Source organism: Streptomyces sp. AC1-42W, from assembly GCF_003248355.1.
GTDB lineage: Bacteria > Actinomycetota > Actinomycetes > Streptomycetales > Streptomycetaceae > Streptomyces.
In genome coordinates, this window is the sequence record NZ_QKWY01000001.1 from 3,312,105 (window position 1) to 3,331,844 (window position 19,740).

Annotated in this window: 20 protein-coding genes and 3 pseudogenes; 11 read left to right on the forward strand and 12 right to left on the reverse strand. The window is 71.0% G+C overall.

From position 1 onward, the window contains the following. Positions 1 to 14: 14 nt before the first annotated feature. The 4 genes and pseudogenes from DNK56_RS35980 to DNK56_RS15335 all read right to left on the reverse strand — a co-directional run. Positions 15 to 1,190, reverse strand: coding sequence for a hypothetical protein (locus DNK56_RS35980; protein ID WP_111334334.1), 1,176 nt, complete (start codon positions 1,188 to 1,190; stop codon positions 15 to 17). Positions 1,191 to 1,527: 337 nt separating this feature from the next. Then, complete coding sequence (locus DNK56_RS15325; RefSeq protein WP_111334336.1) at positions 1,528 to 2,112, reverse strand: hypothetical protein; 585 nt, start codon at positions 2,110 to 2,112, stop codon at positions 1,528 to 1,530. Positions 2,113 to 2,367: 255 nt separating this feature from the next. Then, positions 2,368 to 2,706, reverse strand: coding sequence for a helix-turn-helix domain-containing protein (locus tag DNK56_RS15330; RefSeq protein ID WP_199563749.1), 339 nt, complete (start codon positions 2,704 to 2,706; stop codon positions 2,368 to 2,370). Next, positions 2,703 to 2,969 (reverse strand): annotated as a pseudogene (locus DNK56_RS15335) (tyrosine-type recombinase/integrase); the annotation flags it as partial. The gene DNK56_RS15330 and the pseudogene DNK56_RS15335, both read right to left, overlap by 4 nt. Between DNK56_RS15335 and DNK56_RS15340 the strand changes: the two are divergent. Further along, positions 2,960 to 3,547, forward strand: a pseudogene (locus DNK56_RS15340) (IS5 family transposase); the annotation flags it as partial. The pseudogenes DNK56_RS15335 and DNK56_RS15340 sit on opposite strands and share 10 nt — an antisense overlap. Before the next feature lie 27 nt (positions 3,548 to 3,574). On the opposite strand, the gene DNK56_RS15345 reads toward DNK56_RS15340, so the two are convergent. Further along, a complete protein-coding gene (locus tag DNK56_RS15345; protein ID WP_241989883.1) occupies positions 3,575 to 3,955 on the reverse strand; it encodes a hypothetical protein in 381 nt (126 codons plus the stop codon). A 238-nt stretch (positions 3,956 to 4,193) separates the two neighbouring features. Between DNK56_RS15345 and DNK56_RS15350 the strand changes: the two genes are divergently transcribed. Then, entirely contained in the window at positions 4,194 to 4,679 is a 486-nt protein-coding gene (locus tag DNK56_RS15350) for a hypothetical protein (RefSeq protein WP_111334341.1), read from the forward strand. Between the two features lie 138 nt (positions 4,680 to 4,817). Further along, positions 4,818 to 6,045, forward strand: a pseudogene (locus DNK56_RS15355) (transposase); the annotation flags it as partial. A gap of 110 nt (positions 6,046 to 6,155) precedes the next feature. Here the strand turns inward: DNK56_RS15355 and DNK56_RS15360 are convergent. The 3 genes from DNK56_RS15360 to DNK56_RS15375 form a co-directional block, all read right to left on the reverse strand. Beyond that, positions 6,156 to 6,836: a hypothetical protein gene (locus DNK56_RS15360; protein WP_199563860.1), complete on the reverse strand. Its 681-nt coding sequence runs from the start codon at positions 6,834 to 6,836 to the stop codon at positions 6,156 to 6,158. Between the two features lie 954 nt (positions 6,837 to 7,790). Beyond that, positions 7,791 to 8,663 (reverse strand): undecaprenyl-diphosphate phosphatase, encoded by an 873-nt coding sequence (locus tag DNK56_RS15370; protein ID WP_111334345.1) that lies wholly within the window; start codon positions 8,661 to 8,663, stop codon positions 7,791 to 7,793. 202 nt (positions 8,664 to 8,865) lie between these two features. Further along, entirely contained in the window at positions 8,866 to 9,576 is a 711-nt protein-coding gene (locus tag DNK56_RS15375; protein WP_111334347.1) for a TVP38/TMEM64 family protein, read from the reverse strand. A 365-nt stretch (positions 9,577 to 9,941) separates the two neighbouring features. On the opposite strand from DNK56_RS15375, the gene tuf reads away from it, so the two are divergent. Further along, the gene (tuf, locus tag DNK56_RS15380; RefSeq protein WP_111334349.1) at positions 9,942 to 11,111 is read left to right on the forward strand and encodes an elongation factor Tu; all 1,170 of its coding nucleotides are present in this window, start codon (positions 9,942 to 9,944) and stop codon (positions 11,109 to 11,111) included. A gap of 70 nt (positions 11,112 to 11,181) precedes the next feature. Beyond that, the gene (locus tag DNK56_RS15385) at positions 11,182 to 12,027 is read left to right on the forward strand and encodes a spermidine synthase (RefSeq protein WP_111334351.1); all 846 of its coding nucleotides are present in this window, start codon (positions 11,182 to 11,184) and stop codon (positions 12,025 to 12,027) included. On the opposite strand, the gene DNK56_RS15390 is transcribed toward DNK56_RS15385, so the two are convergent. Beyond that, positions 11,989 to 13,302 (reverse strand): MFS transporter, encoded by a 1,314-nt coding sequence (locus tag DNK56_RS15390; protein ID WP_111334353.1) that lies wholly within the window; start codon positions 13,300 to 13,302, stop codon positions 11,989 to 11,991. The genes DNK56_RS15385 and DNK56_RS15390 overlap by 39 nt on opposite strands. A 78-nt stretch (positions 13,303 to 13,380) precedes the next feature. After that, positions 13,381 to 14,469, reverse strand: a complete 1,089-nt coding sequence (locus DNK56_RS15395; protein WP_111334355.1) for a hypothetical protein — start codon at positions 14,467 to 14,469, stop codon at positions 13,381 to 13,383. 155 nt (positions 14,470 to 14,624) lie between these two features. On the opposite strand from DNK56_RS15395, the gene DNK56_RS15400 reads away from it, so the two are divergent. Together DNK56_RS15400 and DNK56_RS15405 are read left to right on the forward strand one after the other, a co-directional pair. Next, positions 14,625 to 15,062, forward strand: coding sequence for a DUF4442 domain-containing protein (locus DNK56_RS15400; protein WP_111334357.1), 438 nt, complete (start codon positions 14,625 to 14,627; stop codon positions 15,060 to 15,062). Positions 15,063 to 15,237: 175 nt separating this feature from the next. Beyond that, positions 15,238 to 15,885 (forward strand): DedA family protein, encoded by a 648-nt coding sequence (locus DNK56_RS15405; RefSeq protein WP_111334359.1) that lies wholly within the window; start codon positions 15,238 to 15,240, stop codon positions 15,883 to 15,885. 46 nt (positions 15,886 to 15,931) lie between these two features. Here the strand turns inward: DNK56_RS15405 and DNK56_RS15410 are convergent, their stop codons facing one another. Further along, a complete protein-coding gene (locus DNK56_RS15410) occupies positions 15,932 to 16,462 on the reverse strand; it encodes a gamma carbonic anhydrase family protein (protein ID WP_111334361.1) in 531 nt (176 codons plus the stop codon). Between the two features lie 136 nt (positions 16,463 to 16,598). Here DNK56_RS15410 and DNK56_RS15415 point away from each other — a divergent pair, with 136 nt between their 5' ends. From DNK56_RS15415 to DNK56_RS15425, 3 genes are all read left to right on the forward strand, one after another. Next, positions 16,599 to 17,336, forward strand: a complete 738-nt coding sequence (locus tag DNK56_RS15415) for an acyltransferase (protein ID WP_111334363.1) — start codon at positions 16,599 to 16,601, stop codon at positions 17,334 to 17,336. Positions 17,337 to 17,429: 93 nt separating this feature from the next. Beyond that, positions 17,430 to 18,002, forward strand: a complete 573-nt coding sequence (locus DNK56_RS15420; RefSeq protein ID WP_111334365.1) for a helix-turn-helix domain-containing protein — start codon at positions 17,430 to 17,432, stop codon at positions 18,000 to 18,002. Positions 18,003 to 18,045: 43 nt separating this feature from the next. Beyond that, a complete protein-coding gene (locus DNK56_RS15425; protein ID WP_111335837.1) occupies positions 18,046 to 18,618 on the forward strand; it encodes a YbaK/EbsC family protein in 573 nt (190 codons plus the stop codon). Here the strand turns inward: DNK56_RS15425 and DNK56_RS15430 are convergent. Further along, positions 18,615 to 19,022 (reverse strand): CoA-binding protein, encoded by a 408-nt coding sequence (locus DNK56_RS15430; RefSeq protein ID WP_111334367.1) that lies wholly within the window; start codon positions 19,020 to 19,022, stop codon positions 18,615 to 18,617. The two genes, DNK56_RS15425 and DNK56_RS15430, sit on opposite strands and share 4 nt — an antisense overlap. A 58-nt stretch (positions 19,023 to 19,080) precedes the next feature. On the opposite strand from DNK56_RS15430, the gene DNK56_RS15435 reads away from it, so the two are divergent. Then, entirely contained in the window at positions 19,081 to 19,707 is a 627-nt protein-coding gene (locus DNK56_RS15435) for a YigZ family protein (protein WP_111334369.1), read from the forward strand. The last annotated feature ends 33 nt before the right edge of the window (positions 19,708 to 19,740 follow it).

Consider the following 19,740-nt stretch of genomic DNA (forward strand, 5'->3'; position numbering starts at 1 on the left):
GCCGTTGCTCGCCATCATCGGGGTAGTTTCGCTGTGCGTTCCGGGTGGGCCGCGGTGATGTACCGCATGGCGGTGTGCGAGGAGATACCGAACAGGCGCATCAGGTGGAGCGGGCCGTCGACCTCGAATGCCTCATCGCGGATTCGGTCTTGCCGCAGTGTCGGCATCGTGAGCCCGGTGGGCCGGAAGATGTTGGTGAACGTGGTGCCGATGGGCGAGTGGGTGGTGTCTACTGCAGTCCAGCGGTTGATCAGCAGATGCGGGTTGGTGGTCACCGGCCAGCGGCCGTGACGTTCACGGAGCCACGCGGAGGCGCAACGGTAGGTGAGTTCGTCCAGGTAGATGATGTGGCGTTTGCCGGGGCGCCGGACGATGAGGCGCTCATGGGACAGGTCGAGGTCGGTGAGTAGCAGGTGGCGCATGTCGGTGCCGCTGAGCGCGTGGACGCAGACCAGCACCATCACGAAGCGTTGGAAGTCGTTCTGCGCGTGGCTGAGGATGCCGGCCAGCCGGTCTGAGGGCACGGAAGGCGGGGGCTTGTTGATCCCTGCGAAGACGAGGCCGCGGGTTGGATCGCGGAAGATCACGCCCTCCTGCCGAAGGGCCCGGAAGACGTTTCGAAGGACGATGTGGATCGAGCGGGCCGGCGTCCCCTTACGGGTGGCGATGGCCCGCTTGATGTCGTCCTGAGTGATCTCGCGCAGGCTCTCGATGCCGTCCGCGAGCCACCTGTTGAGGATCGGGCTGAGGACATGCCAGTAGCGGGCGATGCTCCGATAGGTGCGGCCGGTGTGTTTCCACTTGCCCTCGCCGCGCACGGCCTTGATCCAGACTGAGAGTTCCTGTGCGATCGTCGCGGGCAGCACGGCGAGCTCGGCCTCCAAGCGCTTCTGCTGTGCATCCCGGCGAAACTCGGTATCCGGGATCAGCAAGCCGCGGGTTTCCAGGAACTGTGTGACCCGCCGCCCGCTGAACTGCAGGGGACGGTTGTCGACCAGGGCCCGGATGTCGGACTCCAGCAGCGGGGCGTCGGCCCCGAGCCAGGACACCAAGACGGTCAGGGTGCGCCGGGTGTTGGTGGCAACGAACTTGGACCGCATCTCCCGTTTCATTACGCTGTCGAGGTCGGCGAGCAGCAGTTGGGCCGAGTCCGTGGGCGTCGGCAGATCCTGCCGTTCCAGCTCGACCACCGAGCTCCAGTCTCGCCGCAGCTCGAACAGCCTCTCCTGCCCAGGGCTCATCAGGTGCTCGGAGACAGGCCGGCGTGAAGCAGGCGGGAGCAACTGCGAGTGACGCAGGCTTGTAGGTGCTGGGACCGGTGCACCGAGCCACAACTGCGTCCCGCACCGGGTGATGTCCCCTGGACCGTGGATGGCTACGTGCCATCGGCATCCGCGACAGTGTCCGTCGGCGAGCGGCAGGCCGACGCGGCGGCAGCGGTCGCACGCTCCCGTGGAAGCAGTGCTGTTTCCTCTCGTCCGGGCGAAGGATGAGCAGCTCGCAGGTGGCCTCTATCTTCGCTGCGAATCAAGAGCCGCACTGCTTGCAGGACCTCGGTGTCATCGCCCGGGGCGCCCAGACGCGGCGCGTGGTCCGTGACGTCCGTGGGCGCTGGGGGCGCTCGGGTTCGCGCGGCTCTGGCAGGAGCCTGAGCATCTCCGCCCGCAGAAGGATCGCCCGGACGGACCGGCCGTAGTTGGGGATGTCGTCAAGCACCAGCTCATCGACGAGGTCGTCGCCGTCGGCGTCGCGCACGGCGAGCGCGAGGCGCAGCATCTCGTGCAGCTTGCGCTGCATGGGTTTGCTGATGCCGGTGTCCGCTGCGAACGCAGCGGTGTGCTCGACGACCTCGCCGTAGCCGGCAAGCGGCCTCTGCAGAATGCGACGGCAGACATCGATGGACAGCATCCGGCGGACCGGGAAGAGCGGTAGCTGCCCCGGGGCAGCGGGCGGGAGGACCGCCGGGTCGTCCCGCGTCGGGGCCGCGGCCGCGCGTATGTGCTCCACCCAGTGGAGCCGCTCGCGCTGGTCGACGCCAGTGCGGCCGCTGCGCCTGTCGTACTTCTTCAGGGGTTGGGCGTAGGTGGGGGCGAGGCCGTAGTAGAGGAACATCAGCTGGCGGCTTCGCGGGCCGGCGCCGTCCGGGTCAGTGACCCACGCGGCGTCGGCGTCGAGCCGAACAGCGTGCAGGCATGCCCGGCACAGACGGTCGGAGTTAAGGTATCCCGTGTGACGGCAGCGCAGACATACGCCCTGCTCAGGATGTTCTTCCGCCATTCCGCGCACCCCTGGCACACAGTCAGGCCGAGCGCCCCCCCAGCCCCTACAGTCTGGGCACTGAGCGGGATGAGAGCTTGCCCGCATCTGTCAGTTCGGCGGCAGTGTGCGACGGCTGCCCTGTCGACGAGGCGTCGGCCGTACAGGACCCCCGTCGGAGCCTTCGGCTCCGACGGCCTTCGGCAGGGCTTCGCTCTCTCCCGCAGCGGCCTCCAGGGGCTCGGCCTGGAGCAGATCACCCACCGTGCAGTTCAGCACCGTACAGATCTTGTCCAGATCGTCGAGCCGCACCGTGACCGGTGTGCCGCTCCACATCGCGGCGACCTTGCTCAGCGATGGCGTGAATCCGACCGTCTTGAACGCCTCCAGCAACTCGGTGGGACGCCACAGGTCCCGCTGAGCGGCCACCATCCTCAGATTCCACTTCACCGTAGGTTCCCCTTGTCCATCACCAGGCGCTGGGCCGCCCGCGAGCTCGCTGCCACATTGGCATGCTCGGGGTCGGCCTGTGCAGTCGCCATGTACCGAAGAGTCGTGGTGGCCCAGTGGTGGCCCAAAACGCGCTGGACCTCCCACAGCGTCATGCCGCGCTCATAGTTGTGGGTCGCGCAGGCGTGACGGAGAAGGTGTGGGAAGAGGTTGGTGACCGGCCCGGTCAGGTAGCTCGCGGCCGCCGCGTGGAGACGGCGTCTTCGACCAGCTCAACGGACTCCTGCGGCGGCTGGTCCGGAAGGCCGAGGGTCGAGACGCCGAGCCCAGCGCCTGCATCCTCGACGCCCAGAGCATCAAGACCTCGGCCAACGTGCCCGCGGCCGGCCAGGGCATCGACGCGGGCAAGAAGATCGCGGGCCGCAAACGGCACATCGGCGTCGACACCGTCGGCCTTCTTCTGGCCGTGCTGGTCACCGCTGCCAGTGTCTCCGATAACGTCGGCGGAATCCGCCTGCTCTCGGACATTGCCGAAGGCCACCCTCGCGTCACGAAGGCGTGGGCCGACAGCGGCTACCGCACCAAGGCCATCGACCACGGCGCCCGCCTCGGCATCGACGTCGAAGTCATCCGCCGCGACCCCGCCCAGAAGGGCTTCAAGGTGATTCCGCGGCGCTGGGTCGTCGAGCGGACGTTCGGCTGGCTCATGCACCACCGCCGCCTCGCCCGCGACTACGAAACCCACCCACACCGCTCCGAAGCCATGATTAACATAGCGATGATCGACCTCATGAGCCGCAGACTCACCCGCGAATCAACCCGCAACTGGCGCGACAGCTGAACGGCGGCAGCGTCGTGCTCCTGTGAATCACAGCAGGTAGGGCCACAGGCTGACGCTGTTTCGATCCACACTGATCTCGACCCACGTTCCATCGACAGCAGTCGACGGCGGCGGGTCGGCGAGGTCGAACAGGATATGGGTTCCAGCTACTTCCAGCATGGCTCCGCCATCGCCCGTCAGGCCCAGCCGCCCCCGAAAGACGATCCGACCGCCTTCCTCCTCATCCACCCCGGGAGACAATGAAGTGGCCGGTCGAGCGTTGCCGCCCCAGGCCACGTCCTCTTCAACAGTCCACTCCACATGATGTTCGCGGCCCACTCCCGTCGGACCGCCGCACCAGAACGCCGCAGCGGCACCCACCTCCGAGCGCACCCGAACCGTCGCGCGCCCATCGGCGACCTGTCCCACCGCTTCTACTCGAACCAACACCCCGCAATCATCCACGGCAGCGCTGCGTTACCAAACACTCCCTCCAGGACAAAACGCTCTTTCACCTTGTCGTTTTGTCGTTTAACGTCTGGCTCCGAACAAGCGGACCCGGGACCGCCTGGTGCTCACCGTCGACGTCCCCTCGTGGCTGGACCCTGGCCGGACGCTCGTACTGACACACCTACGACCGAGGTCGGTTGGGCCTACAGTGGCCCGCATGGCTGAGTTTCCCGGCACCTCCGGCGGTGCCTCCGGGGCGGACCAAGAGATCATGGACGATGCGCTTGGCGTATTCACGCGCACGGTGCACAGCTACGCCGGTGGTCAGCCAGAAGTCGGTCCGTTCTATACCTCGACCTGCGAACTGGACGGCCGGCGCGTGGCGTTCCTGATCGACACGATCGACCCGACGGAGGTACGGCGTTTGCTGCCCCGGCTCCGCCAGGTGGTCGAGTGGCGGGGAGACCTGAAACGACGAGCCGTCGAAGCGGTCGTACACGCCTTCAGTCAGGGGGCTGCAACCGCGGAGGACCTTGCCGAGGCCCATGACGACCTGCTGCTGGACACGATCGTGGCCGAGAGCAATGGCGACGTGCTCCTGCACCTCACCGACTCCTGCGGCGGGCACATGCTGGACGGCTACTGGCCCGCCGTTCGGTTCGACCGCGACGACACGCTGGTCAAAGTGACCATTGAGGCCTGAAGCTTGCCGTTCAACGCCCGGTTTCGAACAAGCAGGCCCGGTGATCACTCGTTCGGGTGTCTCCGGGGCGTGGGCATGGCCTTCGCGTGATCCTGAACTCGACTAAGGGTTGCAGGACTTGACGCGAAGGCCGTGCTGGTGATTGTGGTGGAACAGGGTGTTCGGGGCGAGCCGTTCGCGGAACTGCCACGCTTCCGGGGGGTCTTCTACGGCTGCCTGACCGGGCGGCGCGACGCGCTGTTCGAGCTGACCGACGCGGTGCTGTGTGCTGACGGGCCGGTGAAGACCCTGGTCGGGCCGGCGCTGGCTCCCGAGCACCGGCGCGGCCACGGAGCCCTGTACGGCGCGCTGAACCGGGGTCGCCTCGACGTCGAACGGCTGCGGACCGAGCTGGCCGGCCTGTTTCTGCCGCGCGCCGCCGACGGCCGCCTGGTGCTCGCGGTGGACGTCTCGCCGTGGCTGCGGCCGGACGCCGGGACCTGCCCGGACCGCTCCGCGACGTGGTGGTGCGGCTGATCGCGGCGGGGCGCTGGAAGGCCGGTGATCCGGGGGTCCTGGTGGTGATGGACGCCGGCTACGACGCACCGCGCATCGCCCACCTGCTCGGCGACCTACCGGTGCAGGTCCTCGGCCGGCTCCGCTCGGACCGGGTGATGCGCCGACCCGCGCCGAGTGGAACGCGGCCCACCCGGCCGGAGGCCGGCCGCCCAAACACGGCGGCGGGTTCGTCTTCGGGGACCCCGCCACCTGGGGCGACGAGCAGGCGGTGACCACCACCGCCACCCGCCGCTACGGCACCGCCGTGGCCCGGGCCTGGGACCGGCTCCACCCGAGGCTGACCCGCCGCGCGGCCTGGCTGGACCACGACGACGAACTGCCGCTCCTCGAAGGCACTGTGATCCGCCTCGCCGTCGAGAAGCTGCCCAGCGGAGGGGTGAACCGCCCAGTCTGGCTCTGGTGGTCACGCACCGGCGCTGCCCCGGCCGGCGTCGACCGATGCTGGCAATCCTTCCTCCGCCGCTTCGACATCGAGCACACCTTCCGCCTGCTCAAGCAGACCCTCGGCTGGACCCGACCCCGCCTGCGCGACTTGGCGGCCGCCGACCGCTGGACCTGGGTCGTGATCGCCGCGCACACCCAGCTCCGCCTGGCCCGCCCGCTCGTCGCAGACCTCCGCCACCCCTGGGAGAAGCCGGCGGAACCGAACAAGCTCACCCCCGCCCGCGTCCGGCGCGGGTTCCGGAACCTCCACACGAAGACCCCCTCACCAGCACAAGCACCGAAACCCACCCACCCCGGACCGGGCCGGCCGCCCGGCCGCAAGAACAAGCAGCCCGCCGCCCGCCACGAGGTCGGAAGAGTCCTGGCCACCGACATACCGCTACACTCCCGCCACCCGGCGAAAGACCAGGTCAGACACCAAAATCCTGCTGAAGTACTAGTGCTCACGACGTTCCTGGCGGCGTCATGCGGCTCTCATGTGTCCAGCAGCCATGAGGCTCGTTGTTCGTCGATGCCTCCACGCCATCCTGCGAGTGGCATCGTGATGTCCGAGCGTGGCGCGCCGCGTAGCCTGCGGGATGCGGCGTGCCTCTCGGCGGTGGGGATGAATCGGTCCCACATCGGCGGCAGGGCTGGGCTGGGAAGCACCCCGATCTCGGCAAGTCCGATGAGGATGCCGTACCGCTGATACTTGTCAGTACCGGGCACGATCTTCGCCCGCGCGACCTCCTTCTCCAGCTCGCTCGGTCTCATCCCCGTCGGCGCTGAGCGGATGAGACCGAGCAACGCACGCATCCGTTCGCGGTCGTCCTCTTCCGGCCGAGGCAGCCCTTCTGCTGCGGCGGCTTCCAGGTCCGGCAGATAGTCCTCCGGCATCTCGTTCCACGCCCAGCCGAGTGCGAGACGCAGCAGCACTTCTGTGACGTCGACCTCGGACACCGGCTTCAGACCGCAATCAGGGACACCTTCTTCGTCTTGCGGCGCCGTGCTGAGGAAGCGCGCCCATCCGTATGAGATCACCGTCTGCCGCCCGCGCGGGGCGGACCCCAACCCGGCGACGAACGCCGGGAGCACCGTATCCTCATTCAGCACCGCGGCCGCTGAGACGGCACGCTCGACGATCTCAGGCGCAGCCCACTGTTCGCGCTCATGCACCGGCCACCCCTCGCGGTGAGCTGCCGCAACGTCTGCGGGATCGCCAGATGGCTCAGCTCCCTTGACTGTTCCGGCCCGAGTGAAGCGATACCCGTAGCAGCGCATCAACGGCCCCAGGGCCATTTCCCCAGGGACTCGTCGTGACGTGGCACTCATGAAGATCAAGTCTACTGCTCGGGACTTTCTCCGCAGGCGGCATAGTGCAGCTGCCCGTCGGCCCCGAGGACGCTGCCGTGGGAGGAGCAAGGTCTCTGTGCGGTGGGCACGATAGTGATCTCCTCCAAAGCCCTCAACGACCGTCTCCGCGCACGGCTCGCGGGCGCTGGGAACCCGAGGCGGACCTCACAACCACGATCCCGAAGAGCCTCCAGCAACAGCTCAGCCTCACGACTGCGGTCCACAACACCACCATCGAGGCGGCCGTCACCGAGGCACTGCGCGTGTGGCTTGCCAAGCACCCACCGCGCCGCCAGACCGTCCCCGACGCCGCGCAGCAACTCGCCGGGCTCGGCCTCGGCGACGACCTGGCGCGAAGGCGACACACTGTCGGAGTGAACTGGGGTCGTACGCGTCTTGCTCGGCGAACGCCGGTTCAGGCACGGGCGGTGGTCCTGCCATCCCTTTCGGTCGTATCTCGGCCGACCCTCAAGATCATTCCTTAGCGTTCAATCCTGGAGCATTACCGGCGGGACCCCGCCTCTGAGAACATCGGACTCACTCATCCGGGCCGGACATGAACCCCAGCTGACCCGCTCCACCCTCTGCGCGGAAGGGTCGCACGGGCGTGCGGGCCCTTCCGCGTCATCCCCTACTTTGCGGACGCACACGCCCTAAGAGGGTGCATTTTCTCTCCCCAGTGGGAGACGACTGGGAGAATAGTGGGAGATGATCATGGCGCGATGCTGAGTTCAGGTGCACGGAAATGCTGGATCGGGACCCCGCGCGGCGGCCCTGTCAGCCGCCGGATTCGCCCGCGTGAGGATTCAGTACACCCGCCCCCACCAGCACAAACAGCAGGATCCCGAGGATGATCCGGTAGATCACGAACGGCATGAAGGACTTGGTCGTGATGAACTTCATGAACCACGCGATGACCGCGTAGCCCACGCCGAAGGCGATGAACGTCGCGAAGATCGTCGGCCCCCAGGCGACGTGCCCCTCGCCCGCGTCCTTCAGCTCGAAGACGCCCGAGGCGAGCACCGCGGGGACCGCCAGCAGGAACGAGTAGCGCGCCGCCGCCTCGCGGGTGTAGCCCATCAGCAGACCGCCGCTGATCGTGGCGCCGGACCGCGAGACGCCCGGAACCAGGGCCATCGCCTGGCAGAAGCCGTAGATCAGGCCGTCCTTGACACCCAGTTCGCGCAGGGTCTTGCGCTCCTTGCCGGCCCGGTGCCTGCCGCCCTTCTCGTCGCGCGCGGCCAGCCGGTCCGCGATACCCAGGACGATGCCCATCCCGATCAGCGTGGTGGCGATCAGCCGCAGATCCCGGAACGGGCCCTCGATCTGGTCCTGGAAGGTCAGCCCGAGCACACCGATCGGAATCGAGCCCACGATGACCAGCCAGCCCATCTTGGCGTCGTGGTCACCACGCATCGAACGGTCCGTCAGCGACCTGAACCACGCCGAGACGATCCGGGCGATGTCCTTGCGGAAGTAGATGAGGACCGCGGCCTCCGTGCCGATCTGGGTGATCGCGGTGAAGGCCGCGCCCGGGTCTTGCCAGTCGGCGAACGCGGCGGTCAGCCGCAGATGCGCGCTGGAGGAGATCGGCAGGAACTCGGTCAGTCCCTGGACGAGGCCGAGGACGAACGATTCGAACCAGCTCATGGGGCTTGGGCCATCCCGGAGTACTCATGCAGCGGCCGGCGGCGTCGGGCGCCCGGCGGCATGCGGATTGGGGTCGTACGCGGACAGGGCCGTGCCGGGCCCGGTTCCGTCAGTCGGTCGCGGGCAGCGTATCGCCCCCGGATGAACAGCCGGCGACAACCCCCGCGCGCCCCGGCCCGTCGCCCGGCAGCCGCTCAGCCGCTCAGCCGCTCAGCCGGTGGCGGCGCCGCCAGGCGACGACCATCGCACCGGCCCCCGTAAGCACGATGAACCCCATCGCCGCGAGGAACGCCGGCGAGGTCGGCGACGACGCCTCACTGCCCGCCACGACATACGCGGCCGTGTTCGGGATCGACCCCAGTCCGGTCGCCACCAGGAACGCCGGATAGCTCATGCGGGAGACGGCCGCGCAGTAGTTGACGGCGGCGAACGGCACACCGGGGAACAGCCGCAGCGCCAGCATCGAGCGGAAGCCGTGCCGGCTCAGCTGCCCGTCCGCCGCCCGCAGCCAGCGCCCCCGCACCAGCGTGCGCAACGCGTCCTGGCCCAGGACCCGGCCCAGCAGGAACGAGATCCCCGCGCCCAGCACCGTGCCGCCGAGGGCCGCCGCGAGACCCGCCTGCGCGCCGAACAGCGCACCCGCCGCGAGGTTCAGCAGCGGACGCGGCACGAACGCCACCGTGCAGACCCCGTACGCGAGACCGAACAGCACCACCGCGGTGGCACCGCCGCTCAGCTCCCCGATCCGGCCGGACGTCACCAGCCGCTGCGGCTCCAGCAGCAGCATCGCCGTCGCCGCGGCCACCAGCACGGCGACCAGCAGCGAGAACCGGGACCACGGCGAGAGCAGCACCCGCGTGCAGCGCACGGCGAGGCCGGGGGAGGGCCGGGTGGCGGGGACGGCGTCGAGCATTCGGGGAGAGTAACCGACAAACGTGGGTGATCGCCGCAACGCGCCCCGCCCGATCCACCGGGACCCGCCGGGCGGCCCGCGCCCAATCCCCGTACCGCCCGCCGTAATTCGTTCGACGCGGCGGCCGGCCGTCCGCGATGATCGGGGCATGTTCCGGTACGCCTTGCCCGCAGCGCCGTCCGCAGTCGCGGACGCGCCGAAGGCTGCCGTGAACGCCCTCGAAGCAGCGGTCGCCGCTGCCGCGGCGCCCCTCGGCGGCGCCCGAAGCTGACCCTCCCCCGACTGTCTGTCCGGCGGACCCCGCGAGGGGAGGGTCGGCCGGACCACGGGGTCCCACCTCAGCTTCGCATCCCAAGGAATCCACCATGCCCAAGACGGCATACGTGCGGACCAAGCCCCACCTCAACATCGGCACCATGGGCCACGTCGACCACGGCAAGACGACCCTGACCGCCGCCATCACCAAGGTGCTCAGCGACCGCGGCACCGGCTCCTTCGTGCCCTTCGACCGCATCGACCGGGCCCCCGAGGAGGCCCGGCGCGGCATCACCATCAACATCTCGCACGTCGAGTACGAGACCGACACCCGGCACTACGCGCACATCGACATGCCCGGCCACGCCGACTACATCAAGAACATGGTCACCGGGGCCGCCCAGCTCGACGGCGCGATCCTCGTCGTCTCCGCGCTCGACGGGATCATGCCGCAGACCGCCGAGCACGTGCTGCTCGCCCGCCAGGTGGGCGTCGACCACATCGTCGTCGCGCTCAACAAGGCGGACGCCGGTGACCCCGAACTCACCGACCTCGTCGAGCTGGAGGTGCGCGAACTGCTCACCGCGCACGGCTACGGAGGCGACGCGGCGCCCGTCGTACGCGTCTCCGGCCTGCGGGCGCTGGAGGGCGACCCGCGCTGGACGGGGGCCGTGGAGGCGCTGCTCGACGCCGTGGACACCTATGTGCCGACGCCGGTCCGCTACACCGACGCGCCGTTCCTGCTGCCGGTGGAGAACGTTCTGACCATCACCGGCCGGGGCACCGTCGTCACCGGCGCCGTGGAGCGCGGCACCGTCCGGGTCGGCGACCGGGTCGCCGTGCTCGGCGCCGACACCGAGACCGTCGTCACCGGCCTGGAGACCTTCGGCAAGCCGATGGAGTCCGCCGAGGCCGGCGACAACGTCGCGCTGCTGCTGCGCGGCATCGAGCGCGACCGGGTGCGCCGCGGCCATGTCGTCGCGGCGCCGGGCAGCGTCACCCCGAGCCGGCGCTTCACCGCGCGGGTGTACGTCCTGTCGGGGCGCGAGGGCGGCCGCACCACCCCGGTCGCCACCGGATACCGGCCGCAGTTCTACATCCGCACCGCCGACGTGGTCGGCGACGTGGACCTCGGCGAGGCGGGCATCGCCCGCCCCGGCGAGACGGTCACCCTGACCGTCGAGCTGGGCCGGGACATCCCGCTGGAGCCCGGCCTCGGCTTCGCGATCCGCGAGGGCGGCCGCACAGTCGGCGCGGGCACCGTCTCGGAGCTGCTCTGAGCCGCCGCCGCGCACCACGGCCCGCCTCCCCCGAGCACTCCGGGGGAGGCGGGCCCCGCACAATGGGGGAGTGAACGAGCCCATCCCCGTCATCCGCGCCGTCGACCACGGCACCGCCCGGCTGCTCCCCGACGTGGACCGCGAACGGGCCTGGCTGCTCACCGTCGACGGCGCACCCCAGTCGTACGTCGACCTGGACGCGCCGGAGCACCTGGAGTTCGAGTACGCCCGGCGGCTCGGCCATGTCGTTGACTGCGCGGCGGCCCCGGGCGAACCGCTGGACGTCCTGCACCTGGGCGGCGGCGGGCTCACCCTGCCCCGCTACGTCGCGGCCACCCGCCCCGGCTCCCGGCAGGACGTGGCGGACGCCGACCGGGCCCTGCTCGAACTGGTCGCCGAACACCTGCCGCTGCCCGCGGACAGCGGGGTCACCGTGCACGCGGCGGACGCCCGCGCCCGGCTGGAGGAGACCGCCCCCGGCTCCCTCGACCTGCTCGTCGCGGACGTCTTCGGCGGCTCACGGGTGCCCGCCCACCTCACCTCCGTGCCCTACGCCCGCGCGGCGGCCCGTGCGCTGCGCCCGGACGGCGTCTACGCCGCCAACCTGGCGGACGGGCCGCCCTTCGGCTTCCTGCGCTCGCAGCTGGCGACCTTCGCGGCCGTCTTCGACGAGCTGGCGCTGATCGCGGAGCCGGGCGTGCTGCGCGGCCGGCGCTTCGGCAACGTCGTCCTCGTCGCCTCCCGAGCCCCGCTGGACACGGCGGCCCTGGCCCGGCGGTGCGCGGCCGACGCCTTCGCGGCGCGGGTCGAGCACGGCGTGGCGCTGGCCGCGTTCATGAAGGGGGCCCGGCCGGTGGGCGACGAGGACGCGGTGGCCTCACCCGAGCCGCCCGAGGGCGCCTTCCGGATCGGCTGACGCGGGCGGCGCGGGCGGGGCGGCGGCCACCTCGACGGACGCGGTCCGGCGGGTCAGATTGCGTACGTCCGGCACGAACAGCACCGCCGCGGTGACGAGCACGATCAGCGCGGAGCAGCCCCACAGCGCCGTGCCGCGCCCGACCAGGGACTCGACGGGTCCGGCCAGGGCGGTGGCGACCGGCACCATGGCGACCGAGCCGAACCAGTCGTAGGCCGCGACGCGCGACAGCTTCTCCTCGGGGATCTCCTGGTGCATCGCCGTCATCCAGGAGACGCCGAACACCTCGATCGCCGTACCGCTGGCGAACATCACCACGCACAGCCAGGTGGCGGACAGGGGCACGGCGAGCCCGGCCGACGGCAGGGCCAGCGGAAAGACGCAGAGCGTGCCGGCCAGCAGCAGCCGGCGCGGCTTCCACCGCATCATCAGCAGCGCCCCGGCCAGGTTGCCGGCGCCGAACGCGGCGAGCGCGAAGCCCCAGGGCCGGGCGCCGCCCAGCGAGTCGCGGGCGACCAGCGGCCCGTAGACGGCCTCGGCGGCGCCGACCGCGGCGACGACGACGGAGAACTGCGCGACGATGGCCCACAGCCAGGGGCGGCCGGTGAACTCCTTCCAGCCGTCCCGCAGGTCCGCGAGCAGCCCGCCGCCGGGGGCCCGCTCCGGGACGTGGCTGACGTCGAGGAAGGCGCGCAGGGCACCGGCGACGGCGAAGGCGGCGGCGTCCACGGCGAGCACCCAGCCGGGGTCCATGGCCGCGATCATGGCACCGCCCAGGGCCGCGCCGCCGATCGCGGCGCCCTGGGTGGACATCCGGAAGAGGGCGAAGGCGCGGCTCGCCTGCTCGCCGCTGACGCTGGACATCAGCATGCCCTCGGCGGCGGGGCTGAAGAAGGCCTGACCGGTGCCGCACAGCGCGGTGAGCACCATCATCTGCCACAGCCGCGGGTCGCCCGCCAGGACCAGCAGGGCGAACAGGCCCTGCGAGACGCAGTTGAGGGCGTTGGCCGCGACCATCACCCGGTGCCGGGGTATCCGGTCCGCTATCGCCCCGCCGATCAGCAGGAAGAGGACCAGCGGCACGGTCCGGGCGGCGGCGACGAGACCGACGTCACCGCCGCTGCCGCCCGCCTGGAGAACCGCGAACGCCGCCGCGATCAGCGCGCCGTGGGTACCCAGGCCGGTGATGATCGAGGCGGCGGTCAGCAGCCGGTAGTTGCGGCTCGCCGGAACGGGCCGGGCGGAGCGGGGAGCGGGGGAGGCTGCGTCGGTCACCCAGGGACTATCGCGGTCCCGCCCCCGCCACGCAACCGAGTTGTCGGACCCGGCTCAGGACCCGGCTCAGGACCCGGCTCAGGACTCGGCCCCGGTCTCGGTGGCCGGCACGATGCGCACCGTGCTCAGGATCTTCTCGATGGTCGCGTTCGGCAGCTCGTCGTCGACGCCCGCCGCGGCGTACAGCACCCAGGAGGAGAACTCGCCCTTGCTGTTCTTGAACGTGAAGGCGTAGGTCTTGCCGTCGGTGGTGCACTTGGAGCGCTTCTTGACGTTGGGCGCGGTGGCGGTGACCAGGCTGCCGGTCAGGCCCGACTTGGTGGTGTACTGCTTGGGCTTGCTGATCTTGATGCTCTTCTTGGGCATGTGCTGCGCGAACGCGGCCCAGGCCCAGGTGCCGGCCTCGTTCCGGGCGTTCACATCGGCGTCCGTCGCGCCCTGGGCGCCCCGGGTGCCGGCCCCGGCCAGGCTGTACTTGTCCTTGGTGCCGTCCTTGTCGGCGTCGTCCGTGCACCACTCCTGCTTGAGGTCCGCCGGGCCGGTGAAGCCGATGAGCGGCGAGCCGTCGTCCTTCTTCTCGTCCTCGAAGTAGGACAGCGTGCTCGGCGAGGACACCTCCCAGTCGCCCGGAACGTCGAACTGCGTGCCCCACTTGGGGTTGGTCACGACCTTCCAGCCCGGAATCTGCGGCTTGGCGTCCTCGCCGCCCCGCGGGTTCTCCTCGGGCGAGGCGGACGCGGCGGGCTCGGACGGCTTGGCGGACGCGGACGTCTTGCCGCTGCCCGCGACGTTCTTGCCGTCCTTGTCGTCGTCCTTGTTCAGCACGAGGAAGCCGGTGACCCCGGCGGCCACCACGACCGCGGTCGCCGCGACGATGGCGATGATCGTCGTCTTCTTCTTGTCGTTGCCCGGCTGCGCGGGGCCGGGCGGGCCGGGCACCGCGTACTGCGGAGCCGTCGGCTGCTGGTACGGGTTGAGCTGTCCGTAACCCCCCGGCGCGCCCTGCTGCGGGTAGCCGTAACCGGGCTGCTGCCCCGGCTGGCCCTGCTGCTGATATCCCGGCTGCTGATAGGGATTCGGCTGCTGGTACCCCGGCTGCTGGTACGGGTTCTGGTTCTGGTCCTGCGGGTTCTGCTCGCCCCCGGGCGGCTGCTGTCCTGGCCACATGGCCAGTAACGATAGAGGGGCCCCGCGCGGCGTGCCACGTCCGCCCCTGTGTGCGAACGGTGAAGGAGACGGGGACCGGTGCCGGGAACCGGCCGCGAAGGCATGGCCAAAGCCTCCTACCCGTGAGTAACATCAGCTCCATGAGCGCTGAACAGATGACCGCCGGCGAGATGCTCGCCGCGACCGTGCCGATGGTCCGCACCCTCAACCTGGAATTCCTGGAGAGCACCGCCGAGCGCGCGGTGATTCGCATGCCGGACCAGCCCGACTACCACAACCACGTCGGCGGACCCCACGCCGGAGCCATGTTCACGCTGGCCGAGTCCGCGAGCGGCGCCATCGTCATCGCCGCGTTCGGCGACCAGCTCTCCCGCGCCGTGCCGCTCGCGGTGCGCGCCGAGATCGGCTACAAGAAGCTGGCCATGGGCGAGGTCACCGCGACCGCCACCCTCGGCCGCCCCGCCGCCGAGGTCGTCGCCGAACTCGATGCGGGCGAACGCCCCGAGTTCCCCGTCACGGTGGAGATCCGGCGCGCGGACGGTGCGGTGACCGGCGAGATGACGGTGATCTGGACGCTGCGCCCCCACTCCTGACCCGTACGCCGCAGGGATTTGTCGGACACCCCGAGGGCCGCCCCGCACCGCACCGGTGCCGGGCGGCCCTTCGCGCTGTCGGCCCCGGCGGCGCGAAGGGTAGGCTGCCCGCCGTGCGCCGGGCCCGTGTGGGCCGCCCGGCGGACGAACCGGGATCACTACGGAGGAAACGGCGTTGCACATCCAGGAGTGGCTGGAGACCGTCCCCGCGATCAGCGTCTACCTCCTGGTGGGCGTCGTCATCGGACTGGAGAGCCTCGGCATCCCGTTGCCCGGTGAGATCGTCCTGGTCAGCGCGGCGCTCCTGGCCGCCGGTCACGACGGCGTCAACCCCTGGATTCTGGGCGCCTGCGCCACCGCGGGCGCGGTGATCGGCGACTCGATCGGCTACGCCATCGGCCGCAAGGGCGGCCGCCCACTGCTGGCCTGGCTCGGCGGAAAGTTCCCCCGGCACTTCGGCGAAAGCCAGATCGCCCTGGCCGAGCGCTCCTTCCAGAAGTGGGGCATGTGGGCCGTGTTCTTCGGCCGCTTCGTCGCCCTGCTGCGCATCTTCGCCGGACCGCTGGCCGGTGTGCTGCACATGCCGTACTGGAAGTTCCTCGTCGCCAACGTGCTCGGCGGGATCACCTGGGCGGGCGGCACCACGGCCGTCATCTACTCCGTGGGCGTCGTCGCCGAGGCCTGGCTCAAGCGGTTCTCCTACCTGGGCCTGGGCATCGCCGTCCTGATCGGCCTCTCCTCGATGCTGATCCTCAAGAACCGCGCCAAGAAGGCCGCCGCCCACTGTGCGACCACCGCCGAACCGGCCCCGGCCGCCGACTGAACCGGCCGCCGTTCGACCCTGCCGCCGTTCGACCCGGCCGCCCGCCTCAGCCGCCGCACGCCTCGCGGTGCGCCCTGGCCAGCTCCACGTAACCCACCGCGTTGAAGCGCACGCCCGCCAGCTCCTCCTCGGTGAGCGGCCGCTTCACCCGGGCAGGGACGCCCGCCACCAGCGAGCCCGGCGGCACCCGCATCCCCTGCGGCACGAGGGCCTGCGCCGCGATCAGCGAACCCGCGCCGATGTGCGCGCCGTTGAGGACGGTCGCCCCCATGCCGATCAGGACGTCGTCCTCGACGGTGCAGCCGTGCAGGACCGCGTTGTGCCCCACCGACACCCGCTCGCCGACCGTCACCGCGAAGCCGGGATCGACGTGCACGCTGCAGTTGTCCTGGATGTTGGAGTCCGCGCCGATCACGATCGGACCGCAGTCCGCCCGCAGCACCGCCTGGTACCAGAGGCTGGAGCCCGCGGCCATCGTGATGTCGCCGATCGCCACCGAGGTCGGCGCCGTGAACGCGTCCGCGTCGATGCGCGGCTCCTTGCCGCCCAGGGCCATGACCAACGCCTGCTCCGCCATCGCGCGCTCCTCCGTGTCCCGGTGCCGTGGCTCGGGCACACCGTATGCGACGCCCGGCCGGACCACCGGGCCGTTGGGGTGAAGATCACAGGCCGTAGCGCGCGCCCGCCCCGGAGGCGCGGACTACCGTGAGCCCGTGCCCACCCACCGGAACACCCTCGCCACCCTGACCGCCTGGCGGCGGCGCGCCCTGTCCGGGGCCGTCCACCGCTGCTGGCGCTGGGCGAGGGACGCGGGCGCGGTCACCGCCGAACACCCCGGCGGGCTGCGGTTCGGCCGGATCGGCGCGGGCACCCGGCTGGCCTTCCCGCAGGGCACCGTGTTCGGCGAGCCGTGGATCGAACTGGGCGACCACTGCGTCATCGGCGAACAGGTCACGCTGACCGCGGGGCTGATGCCCGACCTGGACCTCGGCCCCGAGCCGATCCTCACCCTGGGCAACGGAGTCGTGCTCGGGCGCGGCAGCCATGTCGTCGCCGACACGACGGTGACCATAGGCGCGGACACGTACTGCGGGCCGTACGTCTACATCACCTCGACCAACCACAGCTACGACGACCCGCACCAGCCGGTCGGCAAGCAGTGGCCCCGGATGGAGCCCGTCTCCATCGGCCCCGGCTGCTGGATCGGGACCGGCGCGGTGATCCTGCCCGGCGCCCGGATCGGGCGCAACGTGGTCGTCGCCGCCGGCGCCGTCGTCCGCGGCGAGGTGCCCGACCGCGCGGTCGTGGCGGGCGCGCCCGCCCGCGTCGTACGCAGCTGGCATCCGGACAAGGGCTGGCAACCGCCCCTGCGGACACCGGCCCCGGTGCCGATCCCCGAGGGCGTGACCCCGGAACAGCTGCTGGCGGTGGCGGAGCTCGAAGAGAGCTGAACCGCCGCGCTTCCCGTACCGGCTCCGGCGGGTGGGCACGGCCCACCGTGGTGCAGAATGATCGACCACGCCAGAGAAGATATTGGACGCAACGTGACCGATCTCGATCAGCTGACCCAGTCCCTCGCGCGCAATCTCAAGCGCTGGCGCGGTGAGCGCGGCTTCACCCTGGACACGCTGGCCGCCCGCGCCGGAGTCAGCCGGGGCATGATCATCCAGATCGAGCAGGCCCGCACCAACCCGAGCGTCGGCACCACGGTCAAGCTCGCCGACGCGCTCGGCGTCAGCATCACCACCCTGCTCGACCACGAACAGGGCTCCCACGTCCGCCTGGTCCCCGCCGACCAGGCCGTGCGCCTCTGGTCCACCGAGGCCGGCAGCAGCACCACCCTGCTGGTCGGCACGGAGGCGCGCGGACCCCTCGAACTCTGGTCCTGGCGGCTGATGCCCGGCGAGGGCAGCCGCTCCGACCCGCACCCCGAGGGCACCGTCGAACTCCTCCACGTCACCACCGGCACCCTCACCCTGGTCGTCGACGACACCCCGTACGCCGTGCCCGCCGGCACCTCCGCCACCTTCGCGGCACACCACCCGCACGCCTACCGCAACGACGGCGAGGACATCGTCGAACTCGGCATGGCCGTCAGCATCCCGCCCGTCGGATGAGACGCCCGCCGCGCCGCCGGGCTCCGCTGTTAGCGTGACGCGCATGCGCGCACCCCTCGGCTCCTTCGACAACGCCCTCCCCGCCACCGACCGCCGGGACCTGCTCACCGCCCCCGTGGCCGCCGCGGTCGGCGCGGGCTGGGGAGGCATCGCCCCCGATCAGGTGCTGCACGTGGACACCGACCCGGAGATCGCCGACACCGCCGCCTTCGTCGCCCACCACGGCGCCGAACTGCTCGACCACTCGGCGAACTGCGTCGTCCTCTCCGGCAGGCGCGGCGCCGACGTCACCTTCGCCGCCTGCCTCGTCCTGTCGCACTCCCGCGTCGACGTCAACGGCGTCGCCCGCAAGCACCTCGGCCTGCGCAAGGCGCGCTTCGCCTCGATGGACACGGCGGTCGGCGAGACCGGCATGGAGTACGGCGGCATCACCCCCGTCGGACTTCCGGCCGGCTGGCCGCTGCTCATCGACTCCGCCGTCGTGGACGAGGAATGGGTCCTGATCGGCAGCGGCTCACGCCGGGGCAAACTCATCGTGACCGGCAAGGCGCTCGCCGCCCTGCCCGGCGCCGAGGTCGTCGAGGGCCTGGGCGTCCGTGCCCCGGACGCCTCCTAGCCGAGCCGGGGGATCTCGATGGCGGGGCAGCGGTCCATCACCATGTCCAGGCCCGCCGCCCGCGTCCGCTCGTACGCCTGCTCGTCCACCACGCCGAGCTGGAACCAGACCGCGCGGGCGCCGGCCGCGACCGCCTCGTCGGCCACCGCGCCCGCCAGGTCGTTGTTGACGAAGACGTCCACCACGTCCACCGGGAACGGGATCTCCGCCAGCGAGGCGTACCCCTGCTCGCCGTGCACCGCCTCGGCCTTCGGATGCACCGGCACCACCCGCTTGCCGAAGCGCCGGAGGACCTCGGCCACCCCGTAGGCCGCGCGCGCCCGGTTGTTCGACAGCCCCACCACGGCCCAGGTGTCGCCGGTGTCTTCCAGAATCCTGCGGATCGTCTCCGCCGCTGCGTCCATGCACCGCACAACCGGCCGTCCGTCCCGGCCATTCCCGCAGTACGCATAGGGTGGCGGCATGCAGGAGGAGTACCGGACCGTCGCCCGCGCGGGCGTGCACGAGAGCGAGATCAACCGGTCCCGCTTCATCTGCGCGCTCGCCCCCGCGGCCACCGAGGAGGAGGCGCAGGAGTTCGTCGCCCGCGTCCGCAGGGAGCATCCGACCGCCACCCACAACTGCTACGCGTACGTGATCGGCGCCGACGCCTCCGTGCAGAAGGCCAGCGACGACGGCGAGCCCGGCGGCACCGCCGGAGTCCCCATGCTCCAGATGCTGACGCGCCGCGAGGTCTGCTACGCCGTCGCCGTTGTCACCCGCTACTACGGCGGCGTGAAACTCGGAGCCGGCGGTCTGATCCGGGCGTACGGGGGAGTGGTCGGCGAAGCCCTCGATGCCCTCGGCACCCGCACCCGCCGCCGCTTCCGGCTCGCTACTGTCACGGTCGGCCACCAGCGGGCGGGCAGGCTGGAGAACGAACTGCGGGCCACCGGGCGGACCGTACGCGAGGTCCGGTACGCGGCCGAGGTGACGATCGAGATCGGGCTGCCGGACGCCGAGGTGGAGGACTTCCGCCGCTGGCTGGCCGACGCCACGGCCGGCGAGGCCCGGATGGAACTGGGCGGCGAGGCGTACGACGACGCCTGACGCGGACCGCGCGCCCCCGGCGTGATGGGACAC